At 44.9% G+C, this 13,056-nt stretch carries 10 protein-coding genes and 1 riboswitch; of the genes, 7 read left to right on the plus strand and 3 right to left on the minus strand.

Annotated features, from left to right (window positions below; all coding sequences use genetic code 11):
• Positions 1-66, plus strand: a riboswitch (cyclic di-GMP riboswitch). This riboswitch is flagged as partial in the annotation.
• Positions 67-78: 12 nt separating this feature from the next.
• From CA600_RS16175 to CA600_RS16185, 3 genes are all read left to right on the plus strand, one after another.
• The gene (locus CA600_RS16175; protein ID WP_094871462.1) at positions 79-1,629 is read left to right on the plus strand and encodes a glycosyl hydrolase; all 1,551 of its coding nucleotides are present in this window, start codon (positions 79-81) and stop codon (positions 1,627-1,629) included.
• Positions 1,630-1,782: 153 nt separating this feature from the next.
• The gene (locus CA600_RS16180; RefSeq protein ID WP_256989876.1) at positions 1,783-3,294 is read left to right on the plus strand and encodes a glycosyl hydrolase; all 1,512 of its coding nucleotides are present in this window, start codon (positions 1,783-1,785) and stop codon (positions 3,292-3,294) included.
• A 51-nt stretch (positions 3,295-3,345) separates the two neighbouring features.
• Positions 3,346-6,051: a discoidin domain-containing protein gene (locus CA600_RS16185; RefSeq protein ID WP_094871414.1), complete on the plus strand. Its 2,706-nt coding sequence runs from the start codon at positions 3,346-3,348 to the stop codon at positions 6,049-6,051.
• 518 nt (positions 6,052-6,569) lie between these two features.
• Here CA600_RS16185 and CA600_RS16190 read toward each other — a convergent pair.
• Entirely contained in the window at positions 6,570-7,637 is a 1,068-nt protein-coding gene (locus CA600_RS16190; RefSeq protein WP_094871415.1) for a GNAT family N-acetyltransferase, read from the minus strand.
• Between the two features lie 194 nt (positions 7,638-7,831).
• On the opposite strand from CA600_RS16190, the gene CA600_RS16195 reads away from it, so the two are divergent.
• A complete protein-coding gene (locus CA600_RS16195; protein WP_094871416.1) occupies positions 7,832-9,310 on the plus strand; it encodes a potassium/proton antiporter in 1,479 nt (492 codons plus the stop codon).
• Positions 9,311-9,494: 184 nt separating this feature from the next.
• A complete protein-coding gene (locus tag CA600_RS16200; protein ID WP_042185198.1) occupies positions 9,495-9,950 on the plus strand; it encodes a Dps family protein in 456 nt (151 codons plus the stop codon).
• A 78-nt stretch (positions 9,951-10,028) separates the two neighbouring features.
• On the opposite strand, the gene CA600_RS16205 is transcribed toward CA600_RS16200, so the two are convergent.
• Together CA600_RS16205 and CA600_RS16210 are read right to left on the minus strand one after the other, a co-directional pair.
• Positions 10,029-10,733: an AIM24 family protein gene (locus CA600_RS16205; protein ID WP_042185200.1), complete on the minus strand. Its 705-nt coding sequence runs from the start codon at positions 10,731-10,733 to the stop codon at positions 10,029-10,031.
• A 49-nt stretch (positions 10,734-10,782) separates the two neighbouring features.
• Positions 10,783-11,250, minus strand: a complete 468-nt coding sequence (locus CA600_RS16210; protein ID WP_094871417.1) for a hypothetical protein — start codon at positions 11,248-11,250, stop codon at positions 10,783-10,785.
• A 226-nt stretch (positions 11,251-11,476) separates the two neighbouring features.
• Between CA600_RS16210 and CA600_RS16215 the strand changes: the two genes are divergently transcribed.
• Together CA600_RS16215 and CA600_RS16220 are read left to right on the plus strand one after the other, a co-directional pair.
• Positions 11,477-12,163, plus strand: a complete 687-nt coding sequence (locus CA600_RS16215; protein ID WP_094871418.1) for a M50 family metallopeptidase — start codon at positions 11,477-11,479, stop codon at positions 12,161-12,163.
• Positions 12,164-12,354: 191 nt separating this feature from the next.
• Positions 12,355-13,041, plus strand: coding sequence for a hypothetical protein (locus CA600_RS16220; protein WP_094871419.1), 687 nt, complete (start codon positions 12,355-12,357; stop codon positions 13,039-13,041).
• The last annotated feature ends 15 nt before the right edge of the window (positions 13,042-13,056 follow it).

A 13,056-nucleotide genomic window follows, 5' to 3' on the forward strand; every position in this document is an offset into this window, starting at 1 on the left:
AACCTATCGAAAGGTAGGGACGCAAAGCTATAGGGCCTTCGAAAGAGTGGCAGCCTGGCTACCGAAAGGGAGATTATTTTGAAAGCTTACCGTACGTATCGATTATTTGGCGCATTTCTGTCACTCGTCCTGTTTCTGACTGCACTTCCGCTTACTGTTGGAATTTCGCCGTCTGTTGTCATAGCTGCTTCAAATTCTGGTACGCCAGTTACCCCAGGAGCCTCACCCGAAGCCGTAAAGCTGCTTAACTATCTTTACTCGATTTCAGGAAAAGGTATTATTGCTGGTCAACATGACTATTTAGAAAGTCCAGATGAAATTAACAATATGCTGAAGGGAACAAGCGGACAGTACGCAGCTCTTCACGGTTATGAACTGGGCGCGATCAGTGGCCAGTCCGAAGGAACGATGGCCTGGCAGCGTCAAAATGTGGTGAACAGCGCCATCAACTGGAATAAAGCGGGCGGGATCGTAGCTATGACTTTTCATGCTAACCTGCCAGGCACCGCTTATGACTGGGGTAATGTGAAAAAAACGCTTAGCCAAAGTGAGTTCGATAGTTACGTTACACCGGGTACCAAGCAATATAACAGTCTGATCGCTGAACTTGATAAGGTAGCGGTCTCCCTAAAGAGCTTACGTGATGCCAACGTTCCGGTACTTTGGAGACCCTATCATGAAATGAACGGAAACTGGTTCTGGTGGGGGAAGAAAAACAACTTTTCAAAACTTTGGAATGTTATGTATGACCGTTTTGTTAACGTTCATAAATTAAATAATTTGTTATGGGTATGGAGTCCGAATGCTCCAAATGTTTGGTCAGATCCTTATGCGTCAACTTATCCAGGAGCAGATAAAGTAGATATTCTGGCAGCAGATATATACGAAAATGATTACCAGCAAAAATACTATGATAGCTTGTTGAGTCTAGCCGCTGGCAAACCGATTGCGATCGGGGAGAATGGTGAAGTGCCTAATCTGGAGAAGCTACAGCAATCGCAAAGTAAATGGACGTATATGATGAGCTGGGGAAAAATGCTTTACGATAATAACAGTGCAGACACAATCAAAACTTTTATGAATAGCAACTATACCCTGACTAGAGATAAATTAAATACTAGTCTGGTACCGAAGCCTAGCGCTGCACCAGCGCCGGCACCTTCCGAAGAAGAGGGAGAGGCAGCAATTCCTCTTGCGAAGGGGCTTGCAGGAGAATATTATAACAACATCCAGCTGTCGGGAGCAGCAGCTCTTACTAGAACAGATGCGATGATCGATTTCAATTGGCGGCTAGGATCGCCGGATGCCGCCCTCGGGATTGATCGTTTCTCCATACGTTGGAGCGGTAAAATTAAGCCATTATATGAAGAGCAATATACATTTTACACTACCTCAGATGATGGCATCCGTGTCTGGGTGAATGGGGAATCTGTGATTGATAGCTGGACTAAGCAAAGTGGTACTGAGCGTAAGGGCACCATAACGCTGACGGCTGGCCAGCTATACGATATCAAGGTGGAGTATTACGAGAATGAAGGCGATGCGAGAGTCCGCTTGATGTGGGAAAGTGCTAGTCAAGCTAAAGAGACAGTTCCAGCAAGTGCACTTTTTCTTCCGGATGTCTCCTGATTGATGAAAATTAAAGGTCGATCCTTAGTAGCTCTGCGTTATTGCAGAGCTACTAAGCTATAGTCCTCATTAGGTCAGAAGACGATTGTCCGATAACAGGTATGTTCATTTATTACCTGTGGAGGCAGTACAGCTACCGAAAGGAGGATTTATTTGCGTAAATATTATAAGCAAAACAGATTGTTGTTTACTATATTACCGGTGTTTATTATTTTTTCCTTGCTGCCTTGGGGAGAGGTTAGGAGTCTTCCGAAGGCTATGAGTGTTTCTTCCTCACTACCTCCGGCTATACCAAGCAATCCATCAGCTTCTGAAGAAGCCAAGCAACTGCTGAGTAATTTGGTGAATCTACGTGGCAAAGGAATCCTGTCCGGCCAGCATGATTATCTAGAAAGCCCAGATGAACTGGTTCAAAAGCTGAAAAATACTTCGGGACAGAATGCCGTTTTACATGGTTATGAATTAGGGGCGATTAATAATCAATCCAAGGGGACGATCGCAGAACAGCGGCAAGCTGTTATTGACAGTGCAATTGAGTGGCATCAAGAGGGTGGCATTGTAGCCATGACATTCCATCAGAGTTTGCCGGGGACATCTCCAGAATGGTCCAATGTAAACAGAAGTCTCAGTCAAGAAAAGTTTAATGCTTATGTTACGCCTGGGACGGCTCAGTATAAGCATCTTATTTCTGATCTAGACGAGATCGCTGGATATTTAGAACAGCTGCGTGATGCCGGAGTTCCAGTCTTATGGCGACCTTACCATGAAATGAACGGCGGTTGGTTTTGGTGGGGGAAAAAGGACAATTTTTCAGCGCTTTGGAATATTGTCTATGATCGTTTTGTAAACACACACAAGCTAAATAATCTACTGTGGGTGTGGAATCCAAATGCACCGAATGAATGGGCAGATCCATATGCTGCATATTATCCCGATGCGGATAAACTCGATGTTCTGGCTGCGGATATCTACAATAACGATTATAAGCAGTCCTACTATGAGGATCTGCTTGCACTTGCTGAAGGTAAACCTATCGGAATCGGGGAGAGCGGACAGCTGCCGAACCCGGAAATATTAACCGAGAAACAAAATAAATGGGTCTATATGATGACTTGGGGAAAATTACTGACAGAAAATAATACGCTACAGTCAATTAAAAGCTTTATGAATGACTCGTTTATAGTATCGAGAGAGGATTACGTTCTCACATCAGGAGGCCCTTCGACAGCTCCGGTAACGCCAACGGGTTTAACTGGAGAATACTATAACAATACTGATTTAGAGGGAGAAGCGGTACTTATCCGCGATGACCGTAAGATTGATTTTAATTGGCATGGCGGGTCACCTGCCCCGGAGATAAATGAAGATCGTTTTTCTGTACGCTGGAAAGGGAAGCTCAAGCCTAAATTCAGTGAAAAATATACGATTTCGGCATCCTCTGATGATGGAGTCCGTGTCTGGATTGACGGAAAGCTGATCATCGACAATTGGAACAATCAAAGTGCAACCCTTCATAAAGGAAGTATCCCGCTCACAGCTGGAACGCTTTATGATATCCAAATTGAATATTATGAGAATGAAGGAGATGCCAATCTTCGTTTACTGTGGGAGAGTTCAAGCCAGAAGCAGCAGGTAATTCCACAAGGAGCATTGTTCCTTCCTTAATCTAATGAAATGATAGGGTTAGACATTCCGGAAGAAAGAGAGGACCTATGGATGGGAATAACGAGGAGAATATCTAATGGAAAAAATAGAATATCTACAAACAAACCATTACTGTTATTACTGAAATTCGCCGCATTAACCGTCTTGTTTCTGTTGTCTGTCTCAGTTTTCGGAACGAATAAGACGAATGATTATAAGGTAGGTGCCAATATACCGAGACTATCTACAGGAACTGATGCTGCAGCAGAAATACCGGATGGTACTGTGATCTGGAATCTGGGACAACATGATGGCTCAGCAGCTGAATTCGCTGCGAGTGGCACTTCCGGCAGTAAGAAGGTATTTAATGTTCCTTCTTCAGCACTCAAACTATCGGCTCTTCAGAGCTTGCCTGCAGGCTTGAATGGAAAGACCCAGCCGGAATTAACGATCACTTATCAGCTAAATAAGATCCCGGAGAATGGGGTCTTATTTAGCGTAGGTATTCTGAATGCTTATAAATCCGTGCCGCAAATGAGTGTGTTCTCCAATCATCAATTGTCGGGGATCATTCAAATTGCTGGCGTATCGGGCACAGAAAGTGAATATAGCTTTCAAAAGTCCTATGAATTATACATTCCCAAGGAGCAATTGAAGCTGGGAACGAACGAATTGAAGCTGCAAACGGTTCGCTGTTTATATTGCAGTGACAAAGAAGACGAATATTCTTGGTGGACTTGGGATAATCTCCGTTTAGAATCTCTTAACGCTCCAATTTCCGAGCCTATTCATGGCAGCTATACACTGACCGGCACAGTAGTGAATAATAAGCAATTTTATTTTGATGAAGGTGCGGTTACGCATTTGCCTTATGTTATCAAATGGTTAGGGATGGCTTATAGCGGTAATGTGATGCGTACTAGCTGTGCCAGTGATGTCGGGAGATCCTGCTCAGATATGATGGAATATTACAAGGTATTGCAGGATTACAACATGCAGGCGGTTGCGCTGTATTTGCATACTGGTGATATTAAGCTTAAGGCAGATGGATCGTTGCCTGCTGATGCGGAGAAAAAGCTGACAGATTATTTTGAACAATATAGCCCCTATTTTCAATATTATGAGGTAGATAATGAGCCAGGATTATTCAATCGTTCTAAGGCAGTTAACTTGGCGATTGCGGACTGGCTAAATAAAAAGGGCAAGCAAATCGCGCCCCATTTACAAACAGTTGCTCCAGGCTGGGCGTATTGGCCGAGCTACAGTGAGGATTCCTGTGGTAATCAGAAGGGAACTGGGAAGGAATGTGGAGATCCGGATGGCTGGGAACGAGATCCAGAGCAGCGTATGGAGCTGGAGAAGGTCACGGATTTGACCAATGGACATTCCTACGGCGACTCTTATATTTTTAGCAATGGGGGAAGCTTTACTGAGAATTTGAAGACCTTCGATGGTGCAGACAATGGGCTCGGCAAAAAAATGCTGACCACTGAATTTGGTACCTCGGACAGTCATGTGGATGCCTATCAATACGGGGCAACGGAGCGGACAGCGGCTGTATTCGACCGGATCATGCGTGCGCATATTGGTTATGCGGATATGTTTGTGCAACATGCTGCTTTTTTTAAAGATTTCAGTTTATTCAAATACGGGTTTAATTTAGAAGAGCATGATCCGGCAACCACAGAGATTTACTATACAAAAGAGAACGAGGATTCACGTGTCAGCATTATGAGAAGGCTCAGTCTTGCTTATGCTACGCATGGAGCTCCATTAACTTACCAAGTTGCAAACAAGGATGTGTTAGCCGACAAGCTGGTTTATGTTCGCGCCGTGGATACTTCTACATTAAAACCTCTTGCGGGTAGCGGAGCGACCTCAAATAAGATATTGGTTAATTTCGTTAACTTTGAGTCTACCCCACAGACCGTGAGTGTAAATGTGACTATGCCGAAAAACGGTGTGTATGAAGGGGAGCGTTTTGGAAACGGGGATACGTATGAAAAAGCAAGAAGTTATATAACAGGGAAAAAGGCTACTCCCACGTTAACCTTTACGGAGACACTTGCTCCAGGAGAGGCTGTGCAGTACATTTTGCAGCTCTCCTCTGAAGTAAAGCCGTCGGCACCTAAAGGATTCAAAGCCGCAGCAACAAAAGGTTTATCTGTAAAATTACATTGGTTGGAGGCACCAGGAGCAAGCTACGAGTTACTTAGAGCTGATGGTAGCGGTGGGGAAATGAAAGTGATCGCTACTGATGTGAAGCTAACAGAGTACACGGATCATAATTTACATGAAGGAACTTTATATACCTACGCGGTAAGGGTATCCGGCTCCAATTTACTGTCCGATAAAGTTCAGATCACAGCCACCGGACTGGTTCCTCTGGATCGTACTAAATGGAAGGTATCCTCAAATGTGAATACGGTGGCATCGGCTCCAAGTCTTGCCATCGATGGGGATCGGCGTACGCGCTGGGACACTGGAAAACATCAGGTTTCTGGAGAGTATTTTCAGATTGATCTGGGTGTAGCACATGAAATTGAAAGAATAGATTTGGACAGCACGCTATCTCCTTTTGATTATCCAAGAGAATATGTAGTTTATATTTCTGACGATGCTCAAAACTGGAACAAACTCACCTCTGGAAAAGGCACAAAAGAGCTTACGAAGATATCCTTTTCTAAGGTAAAGACACGGTATATCAAAATTGTACAGACCGCAGCCGGCGGAAATTATTGGTCTATTCAAGAGTTACAGGTGTACTCCAGAGAATAAGCAATCCTTTGAATTTATATAATCGTATATAGCGCACACTAAATAACTGTGAGATAGATCTACAATGGAATAGGGAATTCTTCCCTATAAATTTTGTGTTTTAGGGTTGAACAGGTGGAATATAGGGAATTTCTCCCTGTATTCCAGCGGATATCGCTGTCTTTTAGAAAATCCTCCGTATTATAGGGAGAAATTCCGCATAACTGGGCAATTGTGAGGAAATCATCCTAGATAGAGGGAGTTTTTCCCCATAAAACTCCCTCCCCAACGCCCCATCACAATTTCTTAGACTGAGTGCAGAAGGTGGGGGAGTTTGGGATATGAAATTTTACAAAAGGTACAACAATGATTGCCTCGTACACTCCAATGTTAAGTTAACAGAGGCTTATTCACCTGCGAGGGTGATTTTGCTTGTAGATCAGAATGTATATGTTCCACGGCATTAATTATCCTTCTCTTTCTTGCAGAAACGGAAACCGTCCCTAAAAGGACGGTTTCCGTTTTATTGTTTAAATCCGTCAAATGAAACGTAGACCAGACATATACGGCAAGGGAATTGCCTCTGATTCCCCCGAGGAATCAGAGCTGTGAAGCGGGCTCGCTGGATCAAAGAGCAGCGAGATCAGCTCCTTGTCGTCCTGCACGGACGACAAGTCGTGGCCCTTGCGGCAGCCTTCGGTCTGCCGCAAAAGCGCTTCCCGGTCTGCGATGCAGACCGTTCCGCTGTTCGCGCCGGCGCTTAAAGAGGCGCCGGCGTCCCGCAAGAGCGCGAGCAAGCCGCGCTCCTGCCACGGCACAGGCACTTGCAGCGCACCAACGCCGCCGCACAAGCCCGCCTTGGCCAGCAATGCCGCTACCGCGCTCGGCTGGCCGGCCCATTCCACCGCCGTCGCCGTGTTCGGCGCTGGCACCTCTGCCGCCACGGGCACAGCCACCGCGGCGAACCCCTCGATGCTGCCGTCCCGAACGGCTACGAGTGTGCGCTGGGCTAAGCCCATCACACCCGCGTAAGCCCCGGTCCCCAGCAGCAGCGCCAGCTCACCCGGACTGTACACATGTCCGGCTTCGCGTTCATTGAGCAGCCGGTAGACGGCGAAGAAGTCGCCCGGCTGCATTGGCCGCAGCGTCCATTCTTCGCCTGCTGCGGCTGCAAGTGCCTGAGCCGAGCTTGCGTTCAGCTCGGCAAATTGCGTACCTCCGAACGGTACGCACCCTGCTCGGGTGTATAACGAACGATCACCCGAGACAAAAATCAGCGATGCCTCGGCCTCGGCAGCGTGACTCTGGCATAGCTGCAGAAGTTGGCCCGCCAGCCCTTGGCCACGAAAAGCGGGATCGGTGCAGACAGCACCTATGGAGAATACATTCAGGAAAGTATCTCCAGTTTTGATCGTAGAGGGTACGAGTCCCATAAAAGCAGCAACCGTTCCGTCATCGGCAATCGCCGCGTAGGAATGACTGAGTCCAGGGCGGAAAATAAGTGGAAACAGCTCTTTCATTGAAGTGGCACCCGGTTCACGAAAGACAGAATCTGCGAGCCGAGCCGCTTGGTCTAGCTCCGCAGGTTTAATTAATCTCAATTGCATAACATTCAACCTCCTATATGTACAGACGATGGGGAGAAAGCATTTACATAAAGTATAAGGCCCGGGGAATGAAATCTCCAATCTTGTTTATATTATTCAATGTCTCAAAAGGATATCGAAAAGGGTAATAAAGTACATAAATAAGGAAGCTTCTTATATTTTAAAGCTAGAAGAGAAAGGGAAGTGAATAATCGGTGTCCCAACTTGCAGATAATATTATATTATTACTGGCAGCACTCCTGCTTGTAGGCGTATTTTCCACCAAGTTCTCCACTAAATTTGGAATGCCAGCTTTAGTGCTGTTTCTTGCTGCGGGGATGGTGCTAAGCCAATTTGTTTTTTTTAACAATGCTTCCTTAACGCAAATGGCCGGGATCTTCGCGCTGGTTGTCATATTATTCGAAGGTGGCATGCAGACGAATATTAAGGATATTAAACCTGTTATTCGGCCAGCATTATCCTTATCAACGGTAGGCGTAATCATGACGACGGTCATTGTAGGGGTATTTGCTAAGCTAATCCTTGATGTGTCATGGCCGGAAAGCTTTCTGTTTGGAGCGATCGTTGGATCGACAGATGCGGCTGCAGTTTTCTCGGTACTCGGCGGTAAGAACATTGATAAACGTCTAACCTCGACGTTAGAAGCAGAATCAGGAAGCAACGATCCAATGGCGGTGTTCTTGACAGTCTCGCTAATCGAATGGATACAGCATCCGGATATGGCGATATGGGGGCTTCTGTTGTCTTTTATATGGGAGATGGGCATTGGCTTAGTACTGGGTTTTGTGCTGGGGAAGATCGCAGTTTTCTGTATCAATCGAATTAACCTGGATTCCACAGGTCTTTATCCAGTAATGGCGATTGGCTTTGCTGTTCTGACCTATGGTTTATCTGCATGGGTACATAGCAGCGGGCTGCTGGCTGTTTATGTTATGGGCCTTACGCTTGGGAATTCCGAGCTCATGTATCACCGTACCATTATGAATTTTAGTCATGGCTTTGCTTGGATGATGCAAATATTTATGTTCATTCTGCTGGGTTTGTTAGTATTTCCACAGGAGCTGGCGGAAGTGGCATGGCAAGGTATCTTGTTGTCCGTTATTCTGATGGTTGTAGCTAGACCAATCGGTGTATTTATAAGCCTGCACTTTTCCAAATTTACGATCCGCGAGAAGACTTTGATTTCTTGGGCAGGACTTCGTGGAGCCGTTCCGATTGTGTTAGCGACTTATCCGCTGCTGGCTGACCTGCCTCATGGACGACTATTCTTTAATGTTGTTTTCTTTGTCGTACTGACCTCGGCGGTGATTCAGGGTACTAGTATATCCCCGTTAGCATCCCGATTGAAGCTTGTGGGGCAAGAAGATTCAGATCAGCCTTCCCTGATGGAGCTTGTGGCTCTTGGCAAGACAGACTCGGAGTTTAACCATATTGGAATTAATCCTTATATGCCGATTGCTGGACAGAAGATTTCAGAAATAGGTCTGCCGGATGATATCTTATTTACGGCCATTATCCGCAATAAAAAGATTGTCACTCCGCATGGCAGTACTGTTATTGAGCCTGGGGATACTGTGTACGTCCTAAGTCCAAAGAGTAAGCGAGATGAGATGAGGGCTTTCTTCCGCAGCAGGAAAGGAAAGACCGCGGAGGAGGATGTTTCTCTAATCTAGAGAAGAGACTCTTTACCAAAGTGTGACACACATAATAGGCTTCATAACATAAGCTGTGCTAGAATCGGCACAACATATAATCTCCAGAATAGTTGCAAAATACGAATGAGTGTGTTAAATTGTATATAGATTTAGAACGAGTCTAAATACAATTATAATAAATGAACCATAGGAGGTTTTATTAATGACAACACAATTAAAGAACCATACTGAACTGCAAGCTGCTTTGAACCGCCAAACTGCGAACTGGTTCCTGCTCGGAGTAAAGCTTCATCACTATCACTGGTATGTTAGCGGATCTCAATTCTTCACATTGCATGAGAAGTTTGAAGAGCTATACAATGAAGCTGCGGGTTATGCAGATGATTTAGCTGAGCGTTTGCTTTCTATTGGTGGACAACCAGCCTCCACAATGAAGCAATATCTTGAATTGTCCGACTTACAAGAAGCTCGTGGCGGCGAAGATGCTAAAGGTATGGTACTTGAGCTCGTGAGAGATTTTAAGACTGTTGCTAAAGAACTGCAAGATGCAATTGCTACTGCTGAAGAATTGAGCGATCAACCAACTGCAGATCTGCTGATTGGCATCAGAAGCAGCATTGAGAAACATGCTTGGATGCTGAATGCCTTTATCGGCTAAGACAACATCCTTATAGGATAGAATACACAAAGAGCGCCTGCGTATGGTTAACGCATGGCGCTCTTTTTTTGAAGCATTCTATTTAATAAATACTCCACCAAATGGCACGGCTTCGCGCAGAAATCGTTTAATAATTCCATCATCGTTATTATCTCTTTCAAATCGGCGATTCTGGCGTCCGGCCTGAAACAACACAGGGCCGTGGCCCGTCATCTTCCAGTGATAGCTCATATGCTGGCTAGCTAAATGGTTGCCGTAAACGGTAAGCTCCAGCTTCGCATTCTCAGGATAGGCAATAATGCTGCCTGCATCCACATAGAGCGGGTTGTAAGGATGAAGCTCAGCTTCACATACCGTACCTTCGGTCAATATGCCAATGATGCCGTTACCCGTAAATTTCACTTTCACAATATCACGTGTAACGAGCACATTCTTCATACTTAGCACTCGTGTATCCATCGTAACTCCCTTGCTGTAGAAGAAGAGATGTTTAAAGTCGTACAATAAATCGCTCTTTCCATCAAGCTGCAGAATCTTTACCCGATAACCTGGTGGAAGGGCTGCGACAAAATGGCAAGGACCAGACATATCCGAACGAATCAATTTTCGCTTGCGATAGATGCCCTTTACATCCATAAATCTGTCCGCCCGTCCAGTGGCAGGTCCTTGATAAGCGATAATTTGCTGTGGGTGCAGCACATGAACCTCTTCCTTCTCCCCAAGGGTGAAGGCTACGGCTTGTCCGCTCCCGCTGTCGCTTTCATCTTGGACATCGATGTTCATATTTCATCTCCCTCATGCTGTAGACGTGATCTTTACTGAATGTTCAAGCTTAGCGCAAGCGGTCTCCTTTTCTAGAACGGTGAAGCATGCTGAAACGAACAATACGGATGAGTATAAAATACCCCAGAATTAGACCAATCCCCGTAAAAATAGTCACTTTGATTTTATGATAATATTCTTCGCGTGCCGTCCGGTCATTTTGCAACTCATCCACCATTTGCGTTAGTTGGCGATTCTGCTCCTGCAGGGCTTCGTTCTGTGTCCGGTAGGCCTCCATTTCCTGCATGGTATTCGTAAGCTTATCTTTCGCCTGTTGTAGCTCTTCAGCTGTCTGCTGAAATCCTTCTTTCAATTCATTGACTTCATTCGGAAGCTCAGAGAAGCTTTTGAATCCATTATAGATATCACTGAATATATTGGCTTTTGCTACTGGGGCCGGAAGAGATATGGAAAGGGTCAGCAGAAGCAGGAGCGAACATAACAGCTGTAGATATTTACGGTATTTACGTTGTTTCATCTATATAATCACCACCCAATTTAGGCTTGTATTTCTTTTATTTTAACACAGCTTGACAGCTTCTGACAGCGTACGCTAAACGTGAATAGGGCTTCTTGGATCAGTAATATTTGCCTGCTTGAAGTGAGGTTACACATCCTTGTGAAGAACAACAAGGCTGTGCTCTACATGATTGAGAAGAGGGACTATTTATCGTATACTTTGGACGGAAAGGGGCTGCTACGGAATGAATAAATGGCTTAAGACAATGTTATTTTTGGTCGGATCTGCTTTTTTGACGAGGTTGATTCCATTCTCATCTTTGTTTCGGAATTTGGACACGATGATTCATGAATTTGGTCATGCGCTGGTGACTCTACTGCTGTCTGGCAGTGTGCTACGGATTGAGCTATATGCAAATCATAGTGGGGTCACCTATTCAGCCATTCAAGATGGAGGCAGAGCGATACTAGTGTCGTTATCCGGGTATGTGCTGGCTTCTTTATTTGCATTGCTGCTCTTCTATCTCTACAGTAAAGGACGGCATGATTGGGGACTTATTTTAGCTACTACAGTAGCATTGATTATGCTGGTAATGTACGTGCGGGGAAGCTTCGGAATGATGTGGTTAGGCGGGTTTATTACGCTGAATATTTTAATGCTGGTGGTGTGGAAAAAGGCCAGCAAATATTATTATTTGTTATTAGCTTTTTTGACCTTGGAAGAGTCTGTAATGGGAAGTTTATTTCTCGTATATGCGGCCGTTGTATCCCCATCTCGTGCGGGAGATGCCAGTAACCTGGCAAGGATGACATCGGTGCCGGCCATATTTTGGGCCATCCTATTTTTTATATTTTCTCTGCTTTGCGCCAAATGGGCGCTGGGACTATTTTTTAAGCGGGAGCGAGTGCAGCCTAAACTTCAGAGTCGTTAAAGTTAAAAATATAAAATTTTCGTCATAAACAGACAAAAGGGGCTGTTTTTGCGAGAGTCAGTCTACTTAGTATGTAGAATGGCTCTTTTTTTGTCGATAATATAGAACCGAACATACATTCCATGACATGGAGTTGTCCGCCATTATTGGTACATTAATAGAAGACCCAAAATAAGAAAGAGGTGGAAAATATGATGGAAAGTATTACTCCTATATTTACGTGGGGTCAAGATCGTATTTTTGCAGGTGGAAATCGTGATGTAGTTTTACTTGTCGAATGGAAAGGAAATTTGCCTTCAGAAAATAGCCGACCAAGCAGCCACAAAGTGGTTGCACGTGATATTGAACTACGAGTTTGGCTTGAGCCACATGTAACTTTTAAGCGCTGTTATGGATGTGAAATGGAGGTAGGGGAAGGAAATTCTCTCTTGCTTAAACTAGGAAAAATAAAAACAGGACAACGCAAATTCATAGGATTGGAGTTCACTACTTCTAGTTCTGTAGCAGGTAAGTATGAAGCATTATCCCTACAGTGGAAGTATAAAAAACCAACCGTAGAGCGCGTTCGTGAACTTCCCGTGAAGGTACTTGAACTGGAGTACGCGCATCATACGCGCATTCTGAGCGATACTTGCTGCTTTTATGTTGAGAAGCATCTGGAATTGTTGAAGACGGCTGAAACGGTTGAAGAAGCAGAGGCACTACGAAGTAAAGGCCAGCATAGTGAAGCTCACGAAATGCTCAATCGGCATGCGGATAAGATGTTGCTACTCGCAGTACGCTCTGGAGATCCTTTGCTGCTTAAAGAGGCTGAAATGTTATATAAACAGATCGGGTTCGAGCATCAGCAACGAAGTAAAGCCGTTGGTGGAATTTAATATAGGACTCACTGC

Origin of the sequence: Paenibacillus sp. VTT E-133280, from assembly GCF_002264385.1 — a bacterium.
Classification (GTDB): domain Bacteria; phylum Bacillota; class Bacilli; order Paenibacillales; family Paenibacillaceae; genus Paenibacillus_AQ; species Paenibacillus_AQ nitricinens.